Source organism: Bradyrhizobium sp. LMTR 3, assembly GCF_001693485.1.
GTDB lineage: Bacteria > Pseudomonadota > Alphaproteobacteria > Rhizobiales > Xanthobacteraceae > Bradyrhizobium.
The window spans coordinates 344953-370535 of sequence record NZ_MAXC01000055.1 but is presented as its reverse complement, the minus strand read 5'-3'; the positions used below and the strand labels follow the sequence as shown (position 1 = coordinate 370535).

23 protein-coding genes and 1 other RNA gene are annotated in these 25583 nt (G+C 63.8%); 13 read left to right on the top strand and 11 right to left on the bottom strand.

Features of this window, described 5'->3' with window-relative positions:
- Positions 1-13: 13 nt before the first annotated feature.
- Together asd and LMTR3_RS35885 are read left to right on the top strand one after the other, a co-directional pair.
- A complete protein-coding gene (gene asd, locus LMTR3_RS35890; RefSeq protein WP_065749645.1) occupies positions 14-883 on the top strand; it encodes an archaetidylserine decarboxylase in 870 nt (289 codons plus the stop codon).
- A 74-nt stretch (positions 884-957) separates the two neighbouring features.
- On the top strand, positions 958-1470 hold the full coding sequence (locus tag LMTR3_RS35885) for an NUDIX hydrolase (RefSeq protein ID WP_084030002.1): 513 nt from the start codon (positions 958-960) through the stop codon (positions 1468-1470).
- A gap of 163 nt (positions 1471-1633) precedes the next feature.
- Here the strand turns inward: LMTR3_RS35885 and LMTR3_RS35880 are convergent, their stop codons facing one another.
- Positions 1634-2362, bottom strand: a complete 729-nt coding sequence (locus tag LMTR3_RS35880) for a DUF2147 domain-containing protein (RefSeq protein WP_065749644.1) — start codon at positions 2360-2362, stop codon at positions 1634-1636.
- 189 nt (positions 2363-2551) lie between these two features.
- Here LMTR3_RS35880 and LMTR3_RS35875 point away from each other — a divergent pair, with 189 nt between their 5' ends.
- Both LMTR3_RS35875 and LMTR3_RS35870 read left to right on the top strand, forming a co-directional pair.
- Positions 2552-3388, top strand: a complete 837-nt coding sequence (locus LMTR3_RS35875; protein WP_065749643.1) for a DUF2147 domain-containing protein — start codon at positions 2552-2554, stop codon at positions 3386-3388.
- A gap of 414 nt (positions 3389-3802) precedes the next feature.
- The gene (locus LMTR3_RS35870) at positions 3803-5056 is read left to right on the top strand and encodes an extensin-like domain-containing protein (RefSeq protein ID WP_065749642.1); all 1254 of its coding nucleotides are present in this window, start codon (positions 3803-3805) and stop codon (positions 5054-5056) included.
- 108 nt (positions 5057-5164) lie between these two features.
- On the opposite strand, the gene LMTR3_RS35865 is transcribed toward LMTR3_RS35870, so the two are convergent.
- From LMTR3_RS35865 to LMTR3_RS35835, 6 genes are all read right to left on the bottom strand, one after another.
- A complete protein-coding gene (locus LMTR3_RS35865) occupies positions 5165-6088 on the bottom strand; it encodes an FAD binding domain-containing protein (protein WP_065749641.1) in 924 nt (307 codons plus the stop codon).
- Positions 6085-8775 (bottom strand): molybdopterin-dependent oxidoreductase, encoded by a 2691-nt coding sequence (locus LMTR3_RS35860; protein ID WP_065749640.1) that lies wholly within the window; start codon positions 8773-8775, stop codon positions 6085-6087. Before LMTR3_RS35860 ends, LMTR3_RS35865 begins: the two co-directional genes overlap by 4 nt.
- Entirely contained in the window at positions 8772-9443 is a 672-nt protein-coding gene (locus LMTR3_RS35855; protein ID WP_065749639.1) for a TetR/AcrR family transcriptional regulator, read from the bottom strand. The genes LMTR3_RS35860 and LMTR3_RS35855 overlap by 4 nt, the downstream gene beginning before the upstream one ends.
- A gap of 100 nt (positions 9444-9543) precedes the next feature.
- Entirely contained in the window at positions 9544-9876 is a 333-nt protein-coding gene (locus tag LMTR3_RS35850) for a KTSC domain-containing protein (RefSeq protein ID WP_065749638.1), read from the bottom strand.
- A 13-nt stretch (positions 9877-9889) separates the two neighbouring features.
- Positions 9890-10246, bottom strand: a complete 357-nt coding sequence (locus LMTR3_RS35845) for a YunG family protein (protein WP_065749637.1) — start codon at positions 10244-10246, stop codon at positions 9890-9892.
- A gap of 468 nt (positions 10247-10714) precedes the next feature.
- Entirely contained in the window at positions 10715-11356 is a 642-nt protein-coding gene (locus LMTR3_RS35835; RefSeq protein ID WP_065749635.1) for a TetR/AcrR family transcriptional regulator, read from the bottom strand.
- 192 nt (positions 11357-11548) lie between these two features.
- Here LMTR3_RS35835 and LMTR3_RS35830 point away from each other — a divergent pair, with 192 nt between their 5' ends.
- The 3 genes from LMTR3_RS35830 to LMTR3_RS35820 all read left to right on the top strand — a co-directional run bounded on the left by LMTR3_RS35830 (position 11549) and on the right by LMTR3_RS35820 (position 16619).
- Positions 11549-12847, top strand: coding sequence for an HlyD family secretion protein (locus tag LMTR3_RS35830; RefSeq protein ID WP_065749634.1), 1299 nt, complete (start codon positions 11549-11551; stop codon positions 12845-12847).
- 51 nt (positions 12848-12898) lie between these two features.
- Entirely contained in the window at positions 12899-14482 is a 1584-nt protein-coding gene (locus LMTR3_RS35825; RefSeq protein ID WP_065749633.1) for a DHA2 family efflux MFS transporter permease subunit, read from the top strand.
- A 334-nt stretch (positions 14483-14816) separates the two neighbouring features.
- The gene (locus LMTR3_RS35820; protein ID WP_065749632.1) at positions 14817-16619 is read left to right on the top strand and encodes an ABC transporter ATP-binding protein; all 1803 of its coding nucleotides are present in this window, start codon (positions 14817-14819) and stop codon (positions 16617-16619) included.
- A gap of 224 nt (positions 16620-16843) precedes the next feature.
- Here the strand turns inward: LMTR3_RS35820 and LMTR3_RS35810 are convergent, their stop codons facing one another.
- A complete protein-coding gene (locus LMTR3_RS35810) occupies positions 16844-17776 on the bottom strand; it encodes a DMT family transporter (RefSeq protein ID WP_065749630.1) in 933 nt (310 codons plus the stop codon).
- 72 nt (positions 17777-17848) lie between these two features.
- The gene (locus LMTR3_RS35805; RefSeq protein WP_065749629.1) at positions 17849-18592 is read right to left on the bottom strand and encodes a sulfite exporter TauE/SafE family protein; all 744 of its coding nucleotides are present in this window, start codon (positions 18590-18592) and stop codon (positions 17849-17851) included.
- A 146-nt stretch (positions 18593-18738) separates the two neighbouring features.
- On the opposite strand from LMTR3_RS35805, the gene LMTR3_RS35800 reads away from it, so the two are divergent.
- The 3 genes from LMTR3_RS35800 to LMTR3_RS35790 all read left to right on the top strand — a co-directional run bounded on the left by LMTR3_RS35800 (position 18739) and on the right by LMTR3_RS35790 (position 21345).
- Positions 18739-19455: an alpha/beta fold hydrolase gene (locus tag LMTR3_RS35800; protein WP_065749628.1), complete on the top strand. Its 717-nt coding sequence runs from the start codon at positions 18739-18741 to the stop codon at positions 19453-19455.
- A gap of 96 nt (positions 19456-19551) precedes the next feature.
- Positions 19552-20517 (top strand): helix-turn-helix transcriptional regulator, encoded by a 966-nt coding sequence (locus tag LMTR3_RS35795; RefSeq protein WP_065749627.1) that lies wholly within the window; start codon positions 19552-19554, stop codon positions 20515-20517.
- 99 nt (positions 20518-20616) lie between these two features.
- Positions 20617-21345 (top strand): alpha/beta hydrolase, encoded by a 729-nt coding sequence (locus LMTR3_RS35790; RefSeq protein WP_065749626.1) that lies wholly within the window; start codon positions 20617-20619, stop codon positions 21343-21345.
- Positions 21346-21417: 72 nt separating this feature from the next.
- Here the strand turns inward: LMTR3_RS35790 and rnpB are convergent.
- Positions 21418-21840: RNase P RNA component class A (gene rnpB / locus LMTR3_RS35785), an RNA gene on the bottom strand.
- A 134-nt stretch (positions 21841-21974) separates the two neighbouring features.
- Between rnpB and LMTR3_RS35780 the strand changes: the two genes are divergently transcribed.
- From LMTR3_RS35780 to LMTR3_RS35770, 3 genes are all read left to right on the top strand, one after another.
- Positions 21975-22406, top strand: a complete 432-nt coding sequence (locus tag LMTR3_RS35780; protein WP_065749625.1) for a PAS domain S-box protein — start codon at positions 21975-21977, stop codon at positions 22404-22406.
- Between the two features lie 150 nt (positions 22407-22556).
- Positions 22557-22907 carry a YciI family protein gene (locus LMTR3_RS35775; RefSeq protein WP_065749624.1) on the top strand — a complete coding sequence of 117 codons (351 nt, stop codon included), beginning with the start codon at positions 22557-22559 and terminating at the stop codon, positions 22905-22907.
- Positions 22908-23045: 138 nt separating this feature from the next.
- On the top strand, positions 23046-24287 hold the full coding sequence (locus LMTR3_RS35770; RefSeq protein ID WP_065749623.1) for an RNA polymerase sigma factor: 1242 nt from the start codon (positions 23046-23048) through the stop codon (positions 24285-24287).
- A gap of 104 nt (positions 24288-24391) precedes the next feature.
- Here LMTR3_RS35770 and LMTR3_RS35765 read toward each other — a convergent pair whose 3' ends face one another.
- A complete protein-coding gene (locus LMTR3_RS35765) occupies positions 24392-25177 on the bottom strand; it encodes an N-acetylmuramoyl-L-alanine amidase (RefSeq protein WP_065749622.1) in 786 nt (261 codons plus the stop codon).
- Positions 25178-25583 lie beyond the last annotated feature (406 nt).

The following is a 25583-nucleotide window of genomic DNA, read 5'->3' as shown; positions in this document are numbered from 1 at the left end:
TGCTGACAGATTGATGACAATCCGGCGCCTGATCGCCCGCCTCACCCAGCAGGAGGACCTCAACTTCCTCCTGACCAACCGCATTCCGCGGGCGGCGCTGACCCGCTTCATGGGCTGGTTCAGCAAGATCGAGAATCCGCTCGTCCGCGATTTTTCGATTGGCTGCTGGCGGCTGTTTTCCGATCTCGATCTGTCGGAAGCCAAGAAAACCGAATTCAAGAGCCTGCACGATTGTTTTACGCGCGAGCTGCGCCCGGGGCTGCGGCCGGCAGATCCCGATCCATCTGTCGTGGCAAGTCCTTCCGACGGCATCATCGGCGCGTTTGGCAAGATCGCCGATACCGAGCTGTTCCAGATCAAGGGTGCGCCTTACTCGCTGATCGACCTGCTCGGCGATCCCGCGCTGGTCGAGCAGCATCGCAACGGCCGCTTCCTGACGCTCAGGCTGACGTCGAGCATGTATCACCGCTTTCACGCGCCGTATGACGCCACGATCAAGAGGGTGACATTCATTCACGGCGATGTCTGGAACGTCAATCCGATCGCGCTGAAGCGGGTCGAGCGTCTGTTCTGCAAGAACGAGCGCGCCGTGTTGCAGGCGCGGTTGCCATCGGGCGAGGCGCTTACGCTGGTACCGGTTGCCGCCATTCTCGTCGCCAGCATCCGCCTGCATTTCCTCGATGTCACACTCAACGCGCAGAGCAGGGGACCGGTGGATTTCGCCTGCCTTGCGCGGGTCAAGAAAGGCGACGAGCTCGGCTGGTTCGAGCACGGCTCGACCATCATCGTGCTGGCGCCCGAGAACTTCGAATTTTGCGACAACGTCGCGGAGGGCGGACGCATCCGCGCCGGCGAACGACTGTTGCGAAAGCCGCAGGTTTAATCTCGATTCTCCGGGCTGTTGCCTCTATATGCTCGCGGTCGCAGTCGCAGTTGCGAAAACGCGGGAAGAGATAGATGGCGAGAGCGCCTGTCATGGCGGCGGGAGGAATCGTGTTGCGGCAGGCGGAGCCGCCGCTGATCGCCGTGGTGCGCCTGCGCAAGCGCAACGAATGGGTCTTGCCGAAGGGCAAGCTCGACGACGGCGAGACGCCGCGCGCCGCTGCCGAACGCGAGGTGATGGAGGAAACCGGGCACGACGTTGCCGTGCACGAGTTTCTGGGCACGCTGGCTTACGAATCCCGTGGCGGCGCCAAGGTGGTGCATTACTGGCGCATGGCGGCGGGTGATCTGCCCACGCGCATACCGATGCGCGACGTGAAGGCGGTGGACTGGCTGCCGCTCACTGAGGCCGTCGAACGGCTCTCGCGCGGCTATGAGCGCGCGTTCCTGGAAAATGTCGGGCCGATCGCGCTGGCGGCGGCGAATGGTGCGGAAGGCGTAGGGTTGCCGACGTCGGTGCAGCCTGCCGAAGTGCCCAAAGCCCAGCGTGCAGGCTTTCTTCAAAATCTGCTTCGGTTATTCCGCTAATTCGTGTCCCGGGCGCGATGCAGCGCGCTGGCGCCTTGCTCAGCCATTCCGGGGCGCACGAAGTGCGAACCCGGAATCTCGAGATTCCCCGATGCGCAATTGCGCATCTGAGGTCTGGTCCTTCGGACCATCCCGGAATGACGAGCATGTTAACGATTGACGGTCAGCTAACGCGCTTCCAGGTCTGGCCGCCGCAGAACATGCCGCCGAAGGCACAGCCCTGGACGCGCAGTGAGCTGGCGCCCTTCAGCGCGATCGTCGAGTCGTATTTGCGGCCGCTGTCGGGGTCATGAATCCGGCCGGTCCACTTGCTGCCCTGCGGCTTCATGTTGATCAGAATCCTTTCGCCGGTGTTGACGGAATAGCCGCACAGATTGGCGCCGCATTGCTCGATGCGCACGTTGCCCTTGTTCTCTTCCGTCGCCCAGATGCCGATCGGCGAGTCGGCAGCGGGCGCTGCGGCCGCGGCCGGCTGCGGTGCAGGCGCCGGCGCTGCGGCGACCGGGGCGGGCGGAGGCGGAGCGGGCGGTGCGACTTCGGCTTGCGCCGGTGTTGCAGCCGCGACTGTGGTTTGAGCGGGCGCAGGTGTTGCCGCGGGAGCCGCAGGCTGCGGAGCGGTGGTCTGGGCCGGGGCGGGTGCCGCGGGTTTGGGCGCCGGCGCGGTCGCGACGACCTCATCGTCGTCCTTGCTCTTCGAGCCCAGACCTTTGAGGTCGATATTGCCGAGCGTCCCGTTATAGCCGGGCGCGGTAATCTTGATGCAGGAAATGGCGTTGCAGTTGCGCGGCGATTCGACACGAATGCGCTCGCCGTTGATCTGGAGGGTAATGCCGCCCGCATGCGCCGAGGTGGTGGCCATCAACAATGCGGCGAGGATGTACAGCTTCTTCATGCGAGCCTCCTGAGCAGCCTGTGAGCGGGTGGCGGTGAATTTGGACAGACCCTACGCGGGCGCGGGGATACGCTCTGTGATCCAGGTCACGAAGCATCAGGCGCCGCCGAAGCGGCTCGGTGATTCAAATCACATCCAGCCGAAGTTCCCCGCGACTAGTTTTTCCGCGATCACCCGCGGGAGGCTTCGATGAAACAGCTTTGTTTTCTCGCCGTGCTGATGCTGCTTGGTGCTTCAGCCCATGCCGGCGCGATTTCATTCAAGATCGGCGGCCATCGGGTGCACATCGAATCCTCCAGGCACTGCCGTTCGACGTCCTGTGCCTCGATGTCGGTCTCCAGAAGCCTCAACTGGCGCCACAAACGCGACCGCCATGACGATGATCGCGATGGGGTCGTGCCGGCGAAGCCTGCACCACAGACGGTTTCGCCGCCTGCGCCGCCAGCGGCGGCCCCCAAGACCATCGTCGCCGCGCCACCGCCGGTCGTCTACACCCCAGCCGCATCGACGACGCAAATCGTAGCTGCGCCGCCGCCTCCGCCAACTCCGCCGCCTGCACCCCCGCCGGCTCAGCAGGCCTCGATTCCGTTGCCGCCACCGCCACCGCCTGCGAAACCGGCCGAAACTGTGCAGCCTGCGCTGCAGGTTGAACGGGTCTCGCGTCAGGCCGCGGAAGAGCCAGCGGACTCGCCGATCGGCGACTGGCAGACGGAAGGCAAGGGAAGGGTGCGGATCGGAAAATGCGGCAGCGCGCTGTGCGGCTATGTGCTCGATTCATCGTCGAACGAGAAGGGTGAGGCTATTCTGGTCAACATGAAGCCGAAGACGGAAAGGCGATGGACCGGCGGCGTCTACAGCCAGGGCAGCGGCGAGACGTATTACGGCACGATGTCGATGAAGGGGGTCGATACGCTTCGCGTCGAGGCCTGTGCGGTTCTCCGCTTCTACTGCTCCGGCAACAATTGGAGCCGTATCATGCGCCACGCCGATGGCCCGTCGATGGTGTCCGCCGAGCCGCGCTCATGACACCTTTTGTTTTGACGCGTTTTCTTTACGCGAACCGGAATCCACTTCGCTCGAAAACGCTATGTGCGCGAAAACGCCCGGTGACTTGGCCACCGGGCGTTCGGGTCCATTGTCTGGACGGGAAGTCTAGAACACGCCAAGCACAATCGCGCCGACGAAGGCAATTGCAACATACGCAGTTACAACGCCAAGTCTGCTGACGAGAGGACTTACGAAATCCATTGGGAAGGCTCCCTGGGTTCACGTCTGCCCGCACTTAACACTTAAGGTTAGCAAAGCGTTCCCGGCCCAAAAAGTCAGTGCCGCTGTCCATCCACGGATTCTCGACCGCCGGCAGCCCCGGCAACGTGGTAAAAAAATCGTTAAATCAACATGTTGAAGAGTCTTTAAATAAATTGGTTGAACGTGCGCGGGATGACGCGCGGAGTTCGTTTGTATCTCGTCGGCTCCTTCGTCCTCGTCTCGCTAGCGGGTTGTGGCCGCGGATTTTTTCAGTCCGCCGAGCGCGAACCGTGGCGTACCGAGGCCGAGGTCGCATGCCTGAAGTCCGGCGCGGTCAAGGAGAGCCCCGACCTGGTCCGGATCGATCCGATCTCCGGTCCCGGCGTGTGCGGCGCGGAATATCCGCTGAAAGTGGCGGCGCTCGGCGAAAACATCACCTCTTTCGGCTTTGCCGACCAAAGCCTGCGGCCGCCCGCCAATATCGGCAGTCAGCCGCGCTGGCCGATCGCGCGCGCCCCGGCTGCGGCTCCGCCCCAAGGAAACTATTCTGGTTATTCTGGGAGCCATTCAGGAAACTATCCGGATTCGGCGCCGCCCCAGCCGAACTATGCCGCGCCGTCGAACGGTCCGATCTCGCTCTCGGCGCCGGGCGTCGCCTCGCAGCAGGATGATATCGATGTGCCGCCCGAAGGCGTGCCGACGTCGCGCGACGGCGGTTATGCGGCGCCACCATCCTATCCACCGCGCGACCGTTACACCGCGCCGTCTTCTGCGCCGTATCCGCCATCCCATTCGCCATCGCCGGCTGCGCCGCGGCTCGGTCCCGCGCAAGGCAATTCCGTCAGCGCCTTCGGTCAGGTCTCGATGAAGCCGGCGGCGACGCTGGCGTGTCCGATCGTCTCCGCGCTCGACCGCTGGCTCACCGATTCGGTGCAGCCGGCGGCGATGCGCTGGTTCGGTGTGCGTGTCGTCGAGATCAAGCAGATCTCCGCTTATTCCTGCCGCGGCATGAACGGCAATCCGCATGCGCATATTTCCGAGCACGCGTTCGGTAATGCGCTCGACATCGCAGCCTTCACGCTCGCCGACGGCAGGCGCATCACGGTCAAGGGCGGCTGGCGCGGCGTGCCGGAAGAGCAGGGTTTTCTGCGCGACGTGCAGGCGGCCGCCTGTCAGCAGTTCAACACCGTGCTGGCGCCGGGCTCCAACTCCCACCACGAGGATCACATTCACGTGGACCTGATGCGCCGTCCCTCCCGCCGCACCATCTGTCAGCCCGCCGCGGTATCAGCCGAACAGGTCGCCGCGCGCGCCCAGCGTAACCCCTACGCATCACGTGACCCGTATTCGACGGGCTCGCTCGGAGCCAAGAAGTCGATCTCGCGCTGGTTCGGGGGTCGCAGCAAGGTCAACGAGGAAGACGAGTTCGAGGATCATTCGCATTGAGCGAATTGCTCAATGCGTAGGATGGGTGGAGCGAAGCGATACCCATCAATGCCGGCTGCGCAACGATGGGTTTCGCTTCGCTCTACCCATCCTACGAGATCTTCACGCTCACTCTGCAATCTTCTCCAACAAATCCCGCACCACTCCTTTCAGCAGATCGAGCTTGTAGCCCGTCATAGGCAGCGGCTTTGCGCCGGAAGTCGCCTGCTGCGCCGCGTCGGCGATGGCGGATGCGGATGCTTGCTTGCCCTGCACGGCCGCTTCCGCAGCCGCAAGCCGCAGCGGCACCGGCGCGATGCCGCCGGCGGCCAGGCGGACGAACTGAAACGTGCCGTCCTTTACCACGGCGCGGGCGCAGACTTCGACCAGCGGCCATTCGGCATGGGTGCGGCTGATCGCGCGCTTGTAGAACGCGCGCTCGCCTTGCAGCGGTGAAGGAAGCTCGATGCTCTTGATCATCTCGCCAGGCAGCAGCGCGTTGTCGGAGCCGCCGTTGCGGCCGTCGCCGAGCAGCTCGCCGATCGTTAGCGAACTCCGTTGGTCGGTCATCACTTTCGCATCATAGGCAAGCAGTGCTGCGGCCATCGTCGAGGGATGCGGCGCCACGCAGGGGCCGAGGTCGAACGCGACGTGGTAAAGATGATTGCCGGACCGCGCGGGGCAATCCGGTCCGCCCTTCCTGAGACAGGCGATGTGCGGATTTCGAAAATACCAGCAGCGCGAACGTTGCGCGAGATTGCCGCCGAGGGTGGCGAAGTGACGGACCTGCGGCGTCGCCAACCCTTGCGCGGATGCGGCGATGCCCGGATACGCCGCGACGACGCGTGCATCGGCCGCGATGGCGGCAATGGTGGTGAAGGCACCGAGGCGCAAATTTCCGTCGGCGCCCCAATGTGTCCCGATCATGTCGGGTGCGGCGGCAATATCGATCAACGGTCCCGTCGAGACGCCGCTGCGGCGCCGCTCGGAGAGGTCGGTGCCGGCGGCGCGGAATTCGCTCGCCTGCGTGGCGGTCATGGCTGTCGGTGTCATGCAGCAGCCCTCCCCTTGAGCGCGGCGACGAGACGGTCGGGGCGGATTGGCAACTCCGTCAGCCGAACGCCGGTCGCGTGGTGAATGGCATTGGCGACCGCGGGCGAGGTCGGCACGGTCGCGACCTCGCCGATACCGACGCTGCCGCCGAGCACATGATCGAATCCGCGCTGGTCGAAATGCACGTCGATCATGGGCGTGTCGGCAATGCCGGGAATACGATAGTCCTCCATGCCGCCGCTGAGCACGTCGCCGGTGCGGGAATCGACCTCGCGTGCTTCATAGAGCGCGTAGCCGATGCCCTGAATGACGGCGCCGGTGGCCTGGCTTCGCGCCAGCGCCGGCGCCACGATCCTGCCAACCGCAATGCCGGTGTGGACGTTGACGACACGTACATGGCCGAGCCAGGTATCGACTTCGACTTCGACGACCTGCACCGAACTCGGCACGCCGGCGCCGATCGCAAGATTGGAGAACCACCGCATAATCCAGCCGAAGATCCAACCCATGAAGCCGGCCTGCTTCAGCGGCGACTGGACACCCGGCGCCGTCCGCCTGGAGTCCTCCGGCCGCACGCCTGATGCGGCGAGGTCGGGCGAGGCCGCGAGCATTTCGCGCCATGGCGCGTTGGAGCCGGGGACCGGCTGCCGTTTTGCATTCTGCCGGATTGCGGCTTTCAACTGCTCGATCGCCAGCAGCATCGGCGGGATCACCGAAGCCGTGACACGGCTGCCGCCCGAGCCGGGCCCTTCCGGCAGCTTTGAATCGCCGATCCGGACCTCGACCTCATGCGGCTCCAGCCCGAACTCGCGTGCGAGCGTATCGGCAATCACGGTGCGGGTGCCTGTGCCGATATCCTGCGTCGCGGTGCTCGCGATCAGGCGTCCGCCCTTCACGGCTACTTCGACCTTCGAGCCGGGCTGCCACAGATAGAGCCAGTAGCCGGTGGCGACGCCGACGCCGCGGCGATAACGGCCGCCTTGCGCTGCGACCGGTTTGCGGTTGCGCCAGACCTCGAGGCTCGAAGCCCAATCGTAGAGCCGCTGGCGGTTGGGATCGGGGTCCCAGCGCTTGCGAAGCGCGATCGCGTCGATGTTCATGCGCACCGCCGCTTCGTCGATCGCCTGCTCCAGCGCAAACGCCATCGGCGGCCCGCCGGGGCCGCGGAACGGGGCGCCTGCCGGCAAATTGCTGATGACGTCGAAATCGGCGAGCTCCTTTCCCTCCGCCGGATAAATCAGGCGCGCCAGTGCCGCGATGGTCGAATTGGTCGCTGCTCCTGTATCGGCATAGGCGGTGAACGAAAGCGCTTTCAATTCGCCCTGGTCGGACGGCAGCAGTGCGACCTTCATCTCCGCCGCCGGTCGATAACCGGTGACCGAAAGCTCCTCGTGCCGATCGTAGGCGACGCGCACCGGCGCCTTGGCCTCGCGCGCCAGCTCGATCGCGGTGGTGGTTTCCACGCCAAGCGCAGCCTTCGAACCAAAGCCGCCGCCGACATGGTCGGCAATCACGCGCACCTTGTCGTGGTCGAGCTTGTAGCGCTTGGCGATCAGCTCCATCAGGTGAAACACGGCTTGCGTCGAGACATGCACGGTGAGCCGGTCGCCTTCGAAACGCGCGACCGCCGCATGCGGCTCGAGGCAGGCATGCTGTTGCGTGCCGGTGCGGAAGGTGCCCTCCACCAGCAGCGGGCTGTTCGCGGAGCGTGCGCTGTCGATCCAGCTTCGCACCTTCTTCGGCTTCTTGGAGAACGCCGCCGAGGGACCGCGGATGTTGCCTTTCCAGGAAGCCGGCGCACCGGCGCCCTCGGAGACGTTGCCGGCCTTCCTGCGCGTGGATTTCTCGAACACGACGGGCGCATCGGCCCTGCGCGCCTCATCGAGCCCGATCACCGACGGCAGGCGTTCGCTTACGAGCTTGATTGCGGCGATGGCGGCCAGCGCTGACTTGCGATCCTTCGCCGCGACCGCCGCGATTGGTTCGCCGACGAAGCGGACGATGCGGTCGTCGCCGAGCAGCGAGATCGCTGCGCTCACACCCGGCAGGGCGCGCGCGGCGGTGAGATCGAGCTCACCGATGCGCGCATGCGCGAACGGCGAGCGCAGGATCACGCCTTCGAGCTGGCCGTCATGATGGATGTCGACGGTATACTTCGCCGATCCCGTCACTTTGTCGCGCGCTTCCATGCGCGGCGGAACGAACTCCTCGCCGTCGAAGCGGCCGGCGCAGGCATCCGCCACGGCGCGAAAGATTCCGTCATAGGCTCCGCAGCGGCAGAGATGCCCCGACAGCGCCGCGCCGATTTCCTCGCGCGAAGGCACCGCCGTTCCCTTGGCCGCACGCCAGGAATCATGAAACGCCGCGGCCTCGACGATGAAGCCCGGCGTGCAGAAGCCGCATTGCAGGGCGTCGTGCGCCATGAAGGCCTTCTGCACCGGATGAAGTTTTTCCGCGCCGATGCCTTCGACCGTGGTCACGTTTCGATCCGCGGCGGTGCGCGCCGGCATCAGGCAACTCACGGCAGGCTCGCCGTCGACCAGCACCGTGCAGGCGCCGCAGACGCCGGCCCCGCACACAAGCTTGGTGCCGGTGAGGTCGAGCGCCTCGCGCACGACGTCGACCAGCAGTGCATCGGGATCGTCGGGGAGGGAAGCGAGCTTTCCGTTGATCGTCATGGTGCTCATCTGCGATCTCCAGGTTTGCGGGCGGATTTCTTGTCAGATTTCTTGGCTGGCTTCGGTTTGGCCGCGCGCGGCTGCTTCGCCGGGCCGACGGCCCCGGCGATCAGCGTGCGCAGCATGATTTCCAGATCCTTCAGAAAGGCACCGGGCGGCTGCAGCGCGGGGTAGGCGGACTTGGTGCCGTTGACCGCCATCTCGATGCATCGCGCAAGCTCGCGCGGCGTCATGCCGGCGTTGAGAACGAGGCCCTGCTTGCGGCAGACGCGCGTGATCGTCGCGGCGAGCTGATCCGCATAGAGAGCGGTATATTTCTGGTAGAGGTCGCGGGCTTGCAACAGATGTTCGGAGAACAGCTCCTCGACATGGGGCGAGCCGTCGAGCGAAGCGGCCATCTGTCCGAGCTTGGCGGAAACGGACGCGACGAGAATATCGGCGAGGCTGCCGCCGGCCTTCTCCGCGGCGCTTGCTGCGGCGATCTCGGCGGCAAACGCCTCCTCATGCAGCCGCTCGATGACGGCACGGAACAGCGCTTCCTTGGATTTGAAGTGGTGATAGAGCGCCTGTCGCGTCAGCCCGGCAGCATCGGCGGCCTGCTCGATCGACGAGCGCCGAAAGCCGTGCCGGCGGAACACCAGCATCGCGGCATCGAGAATGCGGGTACGGGCGCTCATTTGACGATTTTTACAAAAATGAACGAATTGTCAAATCACGGAGGCGCGAGGACAGCGCGGGCCACAATAGCGGGCGTGACGTCACTAATGGGACGACGCTTTATGTGCTTGGGCAATCGTAAAGCCGGTTACCGTCGTGGTCGGCCGCCTTGATGTTGGCGTTGAAGTATTGGCCCATCGACGGCGCATTCAGGAGCGCACCGATGGCGTTCTTCGGCACATCGCAATATTGCTCGTAACTCGCGTGGCGCTGGACCAGCATGCGCTGGCTTTCGCTGTCGTAGCATACCCGGCTGATGACGCTGCTCCGGGTGACATCCTGACAGGTGAACGGCGCGAGGTCGACCAGGCCGCGGTCTTTGACGTCAACGGTCTCGGCTTCCTCCCAGGGCGCGGCGAAGAGCAGGGCGAGGATGAAGGCGAGACGGGTCATTTGACGTCAAGGTTCACGACGGCCGCTTTCCTGATCGAACCAGCCCGAGAAGCAGTTCGTATTGCCTTGCGGAGGTGTCGCTGAACGCCTCCTGCCTGTTGCTCGGGAGGTCATCATACCCGATTGGGCTGTCGAACTGGCTCATCGTGAAATCGACGCGCCGCCCGTCGACCTGATTGTAGAAGTGCCAGGCGCCGTTGACGTCCGTCTTCAGTATCCCGCCTCCGAGTTCGTCCTGGATCACCAGCGCTGTCACCGAGCATTGACCCGCCGCCGGATTGTCGGACCGCCACTGGCTGCTCGTCTCCGCCGACCAGGCATCGCGCAGTTTGTGATAGAGACCGATCAGGGATGGGCAGCCCGTCGTCATCAATACCTCGTGGGTGTGGTGATGGTGCTCCCGCCATTCTGGCAGGTCGCCACCGCTGCTCTAAGGTGCGAGAGGGAGACCGGTCGCACGTTACACGACTTGATCCCGATCACGTCGCCCTTTTTCCAGGCGACCTTACAGGCTCTGGCTGCGCGATGTCCGGTCGAACTTCAATTGAAGCTGCGACTCGACGAGTTGCCCTAACGAACGCGTCAGCCGGGATGCAGGAAGAGTGCGAGCAGCAGAATGATCGATAGCGGAACGCCGGTCATCCAAAAAAGTGCGCTCTTTACGGACATCATCCATGCCCTCCGAGCGGGGATAAACTATCCAGCGGAACGATGGTTCCTAGGCCACGGCTTTCCTGTTGACGCCCTTGCACAGCGCGACCGTGACGCACGACGACATCATTTTGTTCCCCCGGTTCATCAGCTTTTGGCTCGTGACCAGGAAAGGTCGAGGAGGGGACTACTTCAGTTTCGCCCGGTACGTCGCCAAAAACATCCGCGTTGCGCTGTCGACCACGCGCGCGATGCGCTCCGCCGACGGCGCCGGCTCGGCCTGAAACACGAACGGCAGAAACAGCGTCGCCTGGCACATCTGCAGGAATTGCGCGGCGGCGAGGCCGCAATCGTCGATCGCAAGCTCGTTCGACCGGACATGCGCCTGCAGATACTCGGCGAGGCGGTTGATCGTCTTTGCCAGCACGTTCCCGTAAAATTGGCGTCCGACCTCCGGCATCCGCTCGGCGATTGCCATTACCGTGCGGATCGACGAACCGCCGCCCGGCTGGCAGATCGAACCGATATAGGTTCGGCCGAATTCGCACAGCGTGGTTTCGACATCGCGTTTGGGATCGAGATTGTACGCTATCTTGCTTTTTTCGAGCGCTTCGTCCTCGACGATGGCCTCGAACAGCCGGCTCTTGTCGGCGAAGTAGACATAAAGCGTGCCTTTGGAGACGCCGGCCGACCGCGCGATCTCGTTCATGCTGGCCCCATCAAAGCCCAGATCCATGAACACCTGTCGCGCGCCGTCCAAAATCTGGCGGCGCTTCGAACCGTCCTCCTCGCCTAACGGATGAATCGTGTTTGCTGTGGATGCAACCATTGGTTTATCGTCTCGCGCAAGAATTCAACCCGGGATATAGTAGGAAGTCTCTTCTCGCTTTATGGTCGGGGTGGTAGCAATCTAACTTGACCGAACCGTTCGGTCAAAGATATTTTGAACCAAAGGCGCCAATGCGGCCGGTTTTCGTGGCTTCATGCATCGCGACATTTTGAAAATGGGGAGGCCCCGTTGATGGCCGCAGCGAGAGACCAGGCCGCACGCGTCGTTCGCGCCGAACCGGACGAGGCGCAGGACGAAGCCGCGCCCGAGGCCAGCCCTCAGCTCGCCGATCAGTTGCGGACTCACGTCGCGGAAGAAACCAGGCGTCGTCCCGCGGAGCCGCCCGGCGCTCCCGCAATTGAAAAACCGGCCGCCGCGTCCGTCGATGCACCGGCGGCGAAACCGGGCAAGCGCAAGTTGGTCATGATCGGCGTGCTCGGCTTGCTCGCGCTGGCCGCGATCGGTTACGCCGTCTACTTCGTCCTGGTCGGGCGCTTCTATGTCTCGACGGACGACGCTTACGTTCGCGCCAACAACACCACGCTGGGCGCCCGGGTATCGGGCCATGTCGCGGCTATCCTGCCTCGCGATAATTCGCTCGTTCGCGCCGGCGACGTGATCTTCAGGATCGACGACGGCGACTATCGCATCGCGGTGGAAGCCGCGCGCAGCAAGATCGCGACCCAGCAGGCCACCATCGACCGCATCGGCCGTCAGGTCACGGCGCTCGAAAGCGCCGTCGAGCAGACCAGGGCGCAGCTCACTTCCGCGGAAGCGGCGATGAAGCGCGCAGGCCTCGACTTCGATCGCCAGCAGACGCTGAGCACCAAGGGCTTTGCCTCACGCGCCGCCTTCGAGGTCTCCGAAGCTGGCCGCGACCAGAGCCTCGCCGCGGTGAAATCGGCGCAGGCGGCCTATGACGCCGCGCGCGACAATGTCGAGGTGACGAAGGCGCAGCAGGCCGAGGCGCGCGCGCAGCTCGTGGAATTGCAGACCCAGCTTGCCAAGGCGGAGCGCGACCTTGCCTTCACCTCGGTGCGCGCGCCCGTCGACGGCACCTTCTCCAATCGGCTCGTCAATGCCGGCGATTTCATCCAGGCCGGGCAGCGGCTCGCCAATGTGGTGCCGCTCAACGACGTCTTCATCGACGCCAACTACAAGGAAACCCAGCTCAAGCGCATCCGTCCCGGCCAGCCCGTAAAAATATCGGTGGATGCGTACGGCCATCGCAAATTCGCCGGCGTCGTCGACAGCATTTCACCCGCGGCAGGATCGGTGTTCACGCTGCTGCCGCCGGACAACGCCACCGGCAACTTCACCAAGATCGTGCAGCGGCTGCCGGTTCGCATTCGCGTGCCGAAGGAAGTTGCGAAGCAGAACCTGCTGCGCGCCGGCATGTCCGTCTATGTGACCGTCGACACCCGCGAGGGCGCAGCCGACGCGGACAGCGAAGCCGACCTCGACGCGCCCGCGACGGTTCAACCGCAGTAATTCTCACCTCGAGCTCCGGGCGAAACGCCCGGCGCCTGTGCCGAGCTGATCATGGCCGACGCCATCACCGCATCGCCCTCGCTGATGAACACAGCAGTCGACGAGCGCATCCCGCCGCGACGGCTGTTTGCCTTTCTCTTCATGGTGTTCGGGATGTTCATGTCGATCCTGGACATCCAGGTCGTCTCGGCGTCGCTGCAGCAGATACAAGCCGGCCTTTCGGCCAGCTCCAGCGAAGTATCGTGGGTGCAGACCTCATATCTGATCGCCGAGGTGATCGCGATCCCGCTATCCGGGTTCCTGTCGCGCGCGTTCGGCACGCGTCTTCTGTTTGCGATTTCCGCTTCCGGCTTTACCGTCGCAAGCTTGTTCTGCGGTTTTGCCTCGACAATCGAGCAGATGATCGTGTGGCGCGCGATCCAGGGTTTTCTGGGCGCGGGCATGATCCCGACCGTGTTCGCATCCGCCTATACGGTGTTCCCGCGTTCGAAAATCCATATCGTCGCTCCGATCATCGGCCTGGTCGCGACACTGGCGCCGACGATCGGGCCGACCGTCGGTGGTTTCATTACAGACACGATGTCGTGGCACTGGCTGTTCTTCATCAACATCGTTCCCGGCATCGGCATCACCATCGGCGTATGGACGCTGTGCGATTTCGACAGGCCGAATTTCGCGCTGCTCGAGCATTTCGACTGGTGGGGCCTGCTGTTCATGGCCGGATTCCTCGGCACGCTCGAATATGTGCTGGAAGAGGGGCCGCAGTCGCAATGGCTGGAAGACACCTCGGTCGCGGTCTGCGCCGCGATCTGTGCGATCTCGGCGATCGCCTTCTTCTGGCGCGTGCTCAGCGTGCGAGAGCCGATCGTCGACCTCAGGACCTTCACCGACCGCAATTTCAGCCTCTGCTGCCTGATCTCGTTCTGCGTCGGCATCGGCCTTTACGGGCTCACCTACATGTATCCGCGTTACCTCGCCGAAGTGCGCGGCTACAGCCCGATGATGATCGGTGAGACCATGTTCGTCTCTGGTATCGCCATGTTCCTCACCGCGCCGATTGTGGGGCGGTTGATGGCGAAATACGACGTGCGCTACCTGATCGCGATCGGTCTGGTGCTGTTCGCGCTCGGCTCGTACCAGATGACCTGGATGACGAAAGAGTATGATTTCTACGAATTGCTGCTGCCGCAGATTTTGCGCGGAGCCGGCTTGATGCTGGTGATAGTGCCGACCAACACGATCGCGCTCGGCACGCTGGCGCCGGAGCGGGTGAAGAACGCCTCGGGCCTGTTCAACCTGACGCGCAATCTCGGCGGTGCGGTGGGCTTGGCCGTCATCAACCAGGTGCTGAACGAGCGCACTGACCTCCACATCTCGCGCCTGCACGACCGCGTCACCTGGGGCAACGCCGCCGCGGTCGATACCCTCAACATGTTCACCCAGCGCATGCAGGGCATGGGCGATTCCGCCCTGATGGCGCTGAAGCAATTGTCGCAGATCGTGCACCGCCAGGCCGTCGTGATGGGCTATGGCGACGCCTTCTTCATGCTGGCGGTGTTCTATTTCGGCCTGAGCCTGCTGGTGATGGTTCTGGAAAAGCCTTCAGCAGCGGCGCTCGGCGGCGACGCGCATTAAAAGCGGCGAGACAACGCTGTTCACGCCCTTGTCATGTTGCAAATCACCCGCGATGCATTTATAAGCTGCGCATTGTCGCTCGAACCGGGGAGATTTGCATGATTTCGATGTATTCGCAGATCGCGCCCTCGCGTCCGACGCTGGTGCTGGTTTTTCGGTCGCGTCGCTGAGCGCGATCTCCGCCGGCCCTGATCGGGCCTGACGCCCGATCTTTCCAAACTTCCCAACGACTTAACGACAGTTTTTCAACGACGCATGCGTTCGGCCCCGGGGCTGCCCGCGCGTCAAACCCAGATGGAGCCGGTTTGCGCCGTTCGCGCAGCCGGATGACGCCATGACCGTTCAAATAGACAAACGTCCCGCGGCGATACGCGTGGTGATCCCGTTCGTGTTCCGCCACTGGCTGCAACAGCCCGGCCGCGCCGCCGTCGTAACCGGCGGCCTGCTGGGAGCAACCGCGGCCGACCTGTTCATGCCGATCTTCTCCGGCCGGCTGGTCGATGCGCTGACGCTGGGCGCCTCCGACCCGGCCGCGCGCCATGCCGCGTTCGTTGCCTTCGGCGGGATCGTCGCGCTCGGCCTCATGTCGATGGTCCTGCGCCTGACCGGCCTGCAGGCGATCGTGCCGTTCACGCTCACGACCATGGCCGACGTGTCGCGCGACGCCTTCGCGCGCGTGCAGCGCTTCTCGACCGACTGGCACGCCAACTCGTTTGCCGGCTCCACTGTGCGCAAGATCACGCGCGGCATGTGGGCGCTCGACCTGCTCAACGACACCATCTTGATGGCGCTGCTGCCGTCGCTATTGGTGCTGGTCGGCTCGATGATCCTGCTCGGGCTGCACTGGCCGGTGTTAGGTGCGGTCATTGCGGTCGGCACAGTTATCTACGTCTCGATGACGATGGCGTTCTCGGTGAAGTACATCGCACCGGCCGCGCGCGTCTCCAACGCCTGGGACACCAAGGTTGGCGGCACGCTGGCGGACGCCTTGACCTGCAACGCGGTGGTAAAGTCCTTCGGCGCGGAAGCGCGCGAGGATGCGCGGCTGGCCGGCGTCGTCGGACGCTGGCGCACGCGCGTGCGTCGGACGTGGTATCGCTATAACTACACCTCGACGGCGCAACTTGCGGTGCTGTTGTGCTTTCGCGGCTCCGTGATCGGCGGGGCGATCCTGCTATGGATCGCCGGCCGCGCCACGCCGGGCGACGTCACCTATGTGCTGACCAGCTACTACATCATTCATGCTTACCTGCGTGACGTCGGCATGCACATCAACAACCTGCAGCGTTCGGTCAACGACATGGAGGAGCTGGTCGCGATTCACGACGAGCCGATCGGCATCGCCGATGCGCCGGATGCCAAGCCGATCGACATCCAGGGCGGCCGCATCGTGTTCGACGACGTGACGTTCCATTACGGCGGCCACCGCGCGCCGCTGTATGACGGACTGTCGGTGGAGATCCGCGCCGGCGAACGGGTCGGCCTGGTCGGCCGCTCCGGCTCCGGCAAGACCACCTTCGTCAAGCTGGTGCAACGGCTCTACGATATCGGCGGCGGGAAAATCCTGATCGACGGTCAGGATGTCGCGAAAGCCACGCAGCAATCGCTGCGCAGCCAGATCGCGATCGTGCAGCAGGAGCCGATCCTGTTTCACCGCACGCTGGCCGAGAACATCGCCTATGGCCGGCCCGGCGCCAGCATGGCTGCGATCGAGCAGGCGGCGCGGCTCGCCAACGCGCATGACTTCATCCTGCGGCTGCCGAAGGGCTACGGCACGCTGGTCGGCGAGCGCGGCGTCAAGCTGTCGGGCGGCGAACGGCAGCGCGTCGCGCTGGCACGCGCGTTCCTGGCGGACGCGCCGGTGCTGATCCTGGACGAGGCAACCTCCAGCCTTGATTCAGAGTCAGAGGGCCTGATCCAGCAGGCGATGGAGCGGCTGATGAAGGGACGCACCTCGATCGTGATCGCGCACCGGTTGTCGACGGTGCGCAGCCTCGACCGCATCCTGGTGTTCGACCGCGGCGAGATCGTCGAGCAGGGCACGCACGCGGCGCTGACGGCGCGGCCCGGCGGCATCTATCGCGGGCTGTTCGAGCTGCAGGCCACCGAGTTCAGCCGCATTTCGGCGGCGGAGTGAGATCCGTATTGTTGCGAACCCGATCGATGTCGGAATATGTTTTCCGGCATCGAGAGGGGTTCGCGCGGTGCGCTGGTTTCGAAAGGATCGGCCGCCGGAGGTCTGGGAAACCGACGTTCAGCCCGCGGGGCGAACCATCTGAAAACGGCGAGAGTTCTGCTGCGCGCTATCCAGTCGGAAAAGATCAGGGCCGAATTGACCGCGGAAAGTCCGGTCCTGACCGATCAGGACGCCGCTAGCTGAGGCGGCTCGCGATTTCGCTGCGACGGTGAGGGCGCCGGCTTGGCCCGCGTGCGCGTCGAAATGGCGACCGTCACCACGACGGCGGCAGCGAACAGCAGGATCTGCAGCGTGATGGTCTCGCCGTTGAAGAACGCCGCGAGCGCAAAGGTGACGAAGGGTTGCAGCAACTGGATCTGCGAAACCCGCGCGATGCCGCCCATCGCGAGCCCGGCGTTCCACGCGAAGAACCCGATCCATTGCGAGAACAGCGCGACGTAGAGCAGCCCGAACCAGGGTTTCAGCGCGATGTGGGTGATATCGGCGGGCATGGTCAGCACGGCTGCCGGGATCGACAGCGGCAGCGCAATCACCAGAATCCAGCTTATGACCTCCCAGCCCGGCATTTGCGAGGTGAGCCGGCCGGAGAATGCGTAGCCGATCGCGGCGACGGCCACTGATGCGAACAGGAATAAATCACCGGCGACCAGCGCGCCGCCGCCTTGCCGCAATGCGAATGCGATCACCAGCGCGGCGCCGGCCACGGACGCGATCCAGAACAGCGGCCGCGGCCGCTCATGGGTGATGGCGACGGCGACCAGCGCGGTGGCGATCGGCAGTACGCCCAGCACCACGCCACCATGCGAGGCGTCGACCCTCTGCATGCCCATCGACATCAACAGCGGAAACAGGATGGCGACGCAGAGCATCGCGATGATCAGTTGCAGCCACAGCGCGCGGGGCGGCAGCGGTCGGCGTAACACGAGAAGGAGCGCCAGCGAGCACAGCCCGGCGATCGCGGTGCGCAGCGCGGTCAGTGCAATCGGATCAATTTCCGCAACCGCGATCCGCGTCGCCGGCAGCGTACCGCCGAAGATCGCCATGCCGATGAAGCCCAGCAACAGGCCGAGGCGCTCGCGCGAAGCAGGGGAGCTCATGACGCGATTGGTTAACCGCTTTGCAGGTCAGCGTACAGCAATCTACTCGGAGCACATGGCGGCTATGCGCGCCTATCTCGGAGCAATGCTGCTCCACACCAATCCGGCCCCGGAAAGAAACAGCAGCGCCAGCACGACGTCGTAGAAGTTTCGGTCATTCAGGGCGTGATAGGTGCGCATGCCAAGACGAGCGCCGATCAGCGTGCCGGGCAGCGCCAGCACCGCCAGCCAGAACACGTCGAATTTAACGAAGCCGCTGGCGATCTGCAGGATGAGGGCGGCGCCGAGCACGCTGCCGTTGAAGATCTGGAACACGCCGCGGCGCTGGTCCTTGGTCCAGCCGCGGATGCTGGCCCACAGGGTCGGCAGCGGACCGGACAGGCCGGCGAGGCCGCCGAGGATGCCGCCGGCAAATCCGATGGCTGCGTCGGCCGGCCGGCCGCCGAAGCGGAAGGCCATCGGCTTGCGGATGAAATACAGTGCGGTGGGAAATACCAGCAGCATCACGCCGACGCTGAGCTTGAAGTTTTGCGGGTCGGCGCGCGCGACCAGCAGCGCCCCGATCGGCATGCCGACAAGACCGCCGGCGACGAACGGCCACGCCAGCCTGAAGTCGAGAACTTTCCACATCGACGGCAGCGTCGAGATTTGCGAACTGACCGAACAGATCAGGACCAGCGGTACGGCAATGGCCGGCGGCAAGATGTAAAGCCAGATCCCCAGCGCCATCAGCGCCGTGCCGAAACCGGAAAGTCCGGAGACAAAACCGCCGGCGAGCGCGCCGGCAAGCAGGATGCCGTAGGTGGCTAGTTCCACTCTTAGTATTCCCCCTCGTCGTTCCGGGTTTGCATCTTCGATGCGCCCAGGAATGACGTTGAATGTTGTAGTGACGTTTACACGACGCTGAGGGCGGGTACTATCGCAATCCAAGCCTTCAACAACAACCTGGTGGAAACGGCCCAATGAGCTCGACCTCCTCGAAAACCTTCCTCGTCTGTCACGGCGCGTGGTCCGCGGGTTGGGCCTGGAAGAAGATGCATCCGCTGATGCAGGCGGCCGGGCATCGCCTGGTCACGCCGACCTATAGCGGTCTCGGCGAGCGCGCGCATCTGGCGCATCCGGGGATCGATCTCAATTCGCATATCGAAGACGTACTTGCCGTCATCGAGTATGAAGACCTGCGCGACTTCGTGCTGATCGGCCACAGCTACGGCGGCATGGTCGCGACCGGCGTCGCCGACCGGGCGCGCGACAAGGTCAAGCAGCTCATTTATATCGACGCTTTCGTGCCGCAGGACGGCCAGTCGCTGCTCGATTTGAACGAGGCGGGGCGGGCGCGGATGCAGGAGCTTTCGAACAGCGGCGACGGCTGGCGCGTGCCGCCGAATCCGACGCCGCCAGATACGTCGCCTGCGGACGTGGAATGGCTCAGCGCGCGCCGTGTCGACATGCCGATCAAGTGTTTCGAGACCAGGCTCAAGCTGCAGGGCGGCGCGCTGACGCTGCCGCGCAGTTACATCTACGCCACGCGGATCACGCCCGCCGATACTTTCGGACCGTTCGCCAGGATGACGAAGGTTGATCCCGCCTGGAGCTATTACGAGATCGACGCCAGCCATTCGCCGAACGTCACCGCGCCGGAGGCGTTGATGGCGCTGTTGCAGAAGATCGCAGCGTAGGGCCGTTACCCCATCCACGGCCGGCGGATTGACTCTCCACCATCCGCCCAACAAGCTAGCAAACGGTGGTCGACGTCGATCGCGGAGGACAGGGCCATGGCGGCCAGAACGACTTCAGTGATCGAGACATGGTCGACCGGCCTGGTCGAGCCGGAACGGCGCCTGGACTATTGGATCGGCGCCGTATGCGAATGTTTTCTCGAAATGGATATCACGACGCCGGTGCGGTCGGGCTTCGACTGCTCCGTTCAGCGCGGGCAACTCGACACGATCGGCATCAACCGCGTCGAGGGCTCAGCGCAGCACGTCTACCGCAGGAAAGCCAGCCTCGCGCGCAGCGCGTCGAACTACTATTACCTACTATGCAAGACCGACAATGACTGGACCGCCATGCAGGACGGCCACGCGTCGCGCCTGCGGCCCGGCGATCTCGTGCTGCTGGACTCCCGGCGCTGCTATGAGTTCAACTTTCCGGTAACATCAAACACGCTGTCGCTGGAGCTGCCGATCGCGTGGGTCGAATCCTGGATCACCGATCCGGAGCAGCGCATCGGGCGGCGTATCGATGGGCGCGCGGGCTGGGGCGCCGCGCTCAGCGCGTTTGCATGCCAATTGACGCCGCAACTGGCGATCGAGCGGCCCCTGCCTGCCCAGGTCCTGACCGACCAGCTTGGATCGCTACTGGCGCTCGCATTCGGAAGCGAGATTCCGTCCGCGCCCTGCGAGCAACGCGATGCCGCGAAGCTGTTGGACCAGATCGGCCGCGTTATCCGGCTGCGCTATGCCGAACCCGGGATGACGGCTGCGATCGTCGCCGCACATCTGCGTGTCTCGGAACGAACGCTGCATCGCTGTCTCAACAGAGCGGGCCTGACGTTCAGCGGGCTGCTCAACGATTGCCGCATGGCAGCGGCGCGCAGGATGCTGAGCGAGCCGCGGTTCGATCGCATCAGCGTCGGCGGGATCGGGCTGCGGGTCGGCTTTTCCGATCCGTCCCACTTCATCCGCCAATGCCGCAGATATCTCGGCATGACGCCGGGCGCCTTCCGGCAGCAGCGCTAGAGGCTGGCACAATCAGGCGATGACGGTGGCCGAATCCGGCCATCCGGGAAAAGCCGTCTCTATCAATGTCTGATTTCCAGAAAATCAGGGGGAGACGGCATGTCGGACATTTACGTTCTTGTTCACGGCGCGTGGCACACCGGCGTCGAAATGGAAGCGGTGGCCGGGCATTTACGAAAGAGCGGCCATGTCGTGCATTGCCCGACGGTCGCCGGCAACAACAAGGATGACGATCGCGAGAAAACAGGCCTCGAGCAGGCGATCTCGTCCGTCGTCACTTACATCGAGGCGAATAGTCTGCGCGACGTCAGGCTGGTCGGCCACTCCTATGGCGGGATGGTAATTTCGGGTGTCGCGGACCGTCTGACCGACAGGATCAAGCGCCTCGTCTATGTCAATGCCTTCGTGCCCTTGGACGGGCAGTGCCTCAACGACATGGTGCCGCCGCACTATGTCGGCCTGTTCGATGCTGTGGCCGCTGCCAACAACAACGCCGTGATGCTGCCGTTCGAAATCTGGCGCGATGCCTTCATCAACGATGCCGATCTCGAACTGGCAAAGTCGGCCTATGCCAGGCTCAACCTGCATCCGTACAAGACGTTCACCGATAAGATCGCGCTGAAGCGCCCCCTGGCAGGGCTGCCGATCGGCAAATCCTATGTCAACTGCCGGCAGGACATCGCCCTGCCGCACGGCCTGCCGTGGCATCCGCGATTGTCGGAGCGGCTGGGCCTGTTCCGGCTGGTCGAATGCGACGGCAGCCATGAGATGTTCTTCAGCAACCCCGCACGGCTGGCGCAGGCGATCGGGGAGGCGGGGCGCGATTGAGATTGTTTACGCGCGACGTCAAACAAAATGGCGAGGAGCCCGGCGTGTTCGCGCCGAGCCCCTCATTCATAAGATATCAGCCAGCCTGTAAGCCGGGTTCTGTAGGGCACCATTCTTTCGAATGATACGTGACGGCCATTCCTCTGGGACCATGTTCGCACATGGCCTCGAGCAACCTACCCGGACGGCGGGCCTGACATAGCCCTGCGGCGTTATCGCTTTCGCGAACAGCCCGCGTTGCCGTCCCTATTCGGTTTTGCTCCCGGTGGGGTTTGCCATGCCGTCTCCGTTGCCGGAAACGCGGTGCGCTCTTACCGCACCTTTTCACCCTTACCCTCCGAAGCCCGAAGGCGAAGGAGGGCGGTTCGTTCTCTGTGGCACTTTCCCTGGGGTTACCCCCGCCGGACGTTATCCGGCACCGCATGTCGATGGAGCCCGGACTTTCCTCCCCCGCAGCCTTTCGACCATAGCGGGAGCGGCCGTCCGGCCGACTGACGCCCTACGAATGGGGGCTCGGCGGCGCGGCGTCAAGGGATGGCGATGGTTAATCCGGTTCCACCTGCGCGTTTTGACATGAGCGCGACCGTGGCATTTGATACCGGCGTCGTCAAATAACGGGCAGACATGCGATGAACGTTCCTTCCGGTCTTGGCGAAGCTCTGCTGCGCAGCGCTTCTGACGCGATCATTGCGACCGATCGAGATGGGCGCATCACGTTCTGGAATCCCGGCGCGGAACGGATATTCGGCTTCACGGCTGCGGAAGCCACCGGCCAGTCGCTCGACCTGATCATCCCCGAAAATTTGCGGGCGCGGCACTGGGCCGGCTTTCGGCACACCATGGAGACGGGAATGAGCCGCTACGGCCACGGCGATTTGTTGTCGGTGCCCGGCCTGACCAGGGACGGCCGACGGATCTCGGTCGAGTTCACCATCATCTTGCTGCGAGACGCGGCGCAAGAGGTCGCAGGCACCGTGGCGGTGATGCGCGACGTGACGAAGCGGTTTGAGGAAGTCAGGGAACTGAAGCGGAAGCTTGCGGAGATTGGCGGGAAGTCCTGAATATCCGATAGCAAATGTTCATGCTTCCTATATCCCAGGTTCCCGAAGGGGCCGCCCTACCGCCAAAAAAATTTCGGTGGCGATGTCGTTTTGCGGGAGGCCCAGTCGACTGGGTGTCGGCGATCCAGCCGGTAAAAAGGAGTTTCAAAGATGCAGTATCTGTTGTTGATCTATCGAAATGAAGCCGAGCAGGCAAAGATGGACGCTTCCGAGCTCCAGAAGCAGACGGCGGAATACCGCGCATTCACCCAATCCATCATCCAGAGCGGCAACTTCAAGGCCGGCGACGCCCTGCAAATGACGGCGGCCGCTACAACCGTGCGCGTTCGCGACGGCAAGATGTTGACCACGGACGGTCCGTTCGCGGAGACCCGCGAGCAGCTCGGCGGCTATTACTTGGTGGAGGCCAAGGATCTCGACGAGGCGCTGGGCATTGCAGCCAGAATTCCCACCGCCAGGGTTGGTTCGATCGAGGTCAGGCCGATCATGGTCTATGATTGACGGCGAAGCCGTCATTCCGGGGCGCGAAGCGAACTATGGTGCGCACTTGCGCACCTGAGAATCTCGAGATTCTCCGAGGCGCAAGGGCGCCCCATAGTTCGATGCTTCGCATCCCCCCGGAATGACGGTTGAGATTGCATGACTCCGGTCGAAATCGAAAAAGCATTCCGCGACGAGACGGGGCGAGCATTGGCCACGCTGATCCGTCTCGTCGGCGATTTCGATCTGGCCGAGGATGCCTTGCAGGACGCGTTCGCGGTGGCAATGGAACGCTGGCCGGCCGCGGGCCTGCCGTCCAATCCACGCGCCTGGCTGGTCAATGTCGGCCGCAACAAGGCGGTCGATCGTATCAGACGCAACATTACGTTTCGCGGCAAGCAGCAGGAGCTGACGCATGAGCTGCTGCTCAACGCGTCCGAACCATGCGAGGACGCCGACAGCGCGCTTGACGACGACATGCTGCGGCTGATTTTCACGTGCTGTCACCCCTCCTTTGCCGCCGAGGCGCAGGTCGCGCTGACGCTACGCACGGTATGCGGGCTCACGACGGCGCAGGTCGCGCGCGCCTTTCTCGCCAGCGAAGATGCGATGGCGCAACGCCTGCTGCGGGCCAAGCAAAAAATCCGTCTTGCCGGCATTCCCTATGAGGTGCCGGAACGCGAAGCACTGGAGCCGCGGCTGCGCGGGGTGCTCGCGGTGGTCTATCTCGTCTTTACCGAGGGATACGCGGCCACGTCAGGGGAAGGCCTGATGCGGCCGGATCTCGCGCGCGAAGCGATTCGGCTGGCGCGGCTGCTCGATGCGTTGATGCCTGGACGTGGCGAGATCAAGGGCCTGCTCGCCCTGATGCTGCTGCATGATGCGCGGCGCGCCGGCCGCCAGACCGCGGGCGGCGACATCGTGCTGCTGGAAGAGCAAGACCGCACGCTATGGGATGATGCACAGATTTCGGAAGGCTTGCTTCTTGTGGAAGAGGCGTTGCGGATGCCGGGCCGGCCGCAATCCTATGCGGTGCAGGCGGCGATCGCCGCGCTGCATGCGCGTGCGCCCAGTTACGAAGACACCGACTGGCGGCAGATCGCCGGGCTCTACGAGGTGCTGCTTCGTATCAGCCCGTCGCCGGTGATCGAACTCAATCACGCCGCTGCGGTGTCGATGGTCGATGGGCCGGCGCGGGCGCTCGATCTGGTCGATGCGCTGGAGGCGCGCGGTGGGCTGAAGAGTTATGAGCTGCTGCCGGCCGTCCGCGCTGATTTGCTGCGCCGGCTCGGCCGGCACGACGCGGCGCGGGAGGCGTATCAGGAGGCGACGTTTGCGACCCAGTTGGAGCCGCTGCGAAGGCTGTATGCACGAAGGATTGCGGAGATGGATCGCAGCTAGTTCATTCGTCATTGCGAGGCGCAAAGCGACGAAGCAATCCATCTATCCAAGCGTGCGGAGAGATGGATTGCTTCGCTTCGCTCGCAATGACGGCTGAAAGCGAACTACCTCGCCGCGACCGTCGTCATCGCGTCCGCCGGCAAGCTCGCCAATAACGCATGCAGCGTGCTCATCGTCGAGTGATCGGCGATGCCGTCGACGCGCGCGGGGCGGAAGTGGCGCTGGAACGCGGTGACCACTTCCATGGTCGGACCGTCGAACTTGCCGTGGGTCGGGATGTTGTAGCCGTATTTGGCGAGCGCCGCCTGCATGTTGGCGACGCCGTCCGAGATGCTGCCGAGCTTGAGCGTTTCGCCGCGCACGATCGGCGCCGGCTGCACCCAATGGCCGACACCGGAATTCGCCAGCAAGTGCCACGGGAATTTTTCGCCGGGATCCTTCTTGCGCGCCGGCGCAACGTCGGAATGTGCGAGCACGCGATGCGCAGGTATCTTGCGGCGAAGCATGATGCCGCGGCACAGCGCGATCACGGCGGCGATCTGGCGCGATGGGAAATCCGGATAGCCCCAGTCGTGGCCGCTATTGATGATCTCAACGCCGATCGAACAGGAATTGATGTCTTCCTCGCCGGCCCAAGAGGATACGCCGGCGTGCCAGGCGCGCTTGGCTTCCGGCACGCACTGCACGATGCGGCCGTCCTCCAGCACGATGTAATGGGCTGAGACGTCGGTGCCGGGGGTGCAGAGCTGGGCGATCGCGCCTTCCACATCCGGCATGCCGGTGTAGTGCAGCAGGATCATATCGGCGACGCGGCCGTTATTGCGGTCGCCATAGTTCGGCGACGGGATGACGTCGGATGCGATCGAGGAATCCGGGGTAAAAGTCTTCATGTCGGCGTTGGCCCTGGGAACGGGAAGGGCGCGTTGACGCCTCGAATCAATACCAGCAGATGTGAACGAACCAGAAGCCATTTTTTAAACCCAAACCGGGCGGCAGAGCGGCAACATCGTGTTCAAATGGCAATATCGTTTACTACTCATTTACCGCGTGCCCGCGCAATGCGGCAGCCGAGTTCCCTCTCGCATTTTGACCAAGTGTGGGCGGGGCGCATCACCATTTTTCAGTGTCTAGAGCTTCGGTTCTGATTCAATCAGAACCGAAGCTCTAGATTCTTGTTTTGACGCGTTTTCTTCACGCGAACCGGTACCCACTTCGCTCGAAAACGCTATAGAAAGCGCGGAAAAACCCGCGGTCGACCATCAACGCTTTCTTAACGCTAAGTGCCGTTACTAAGTG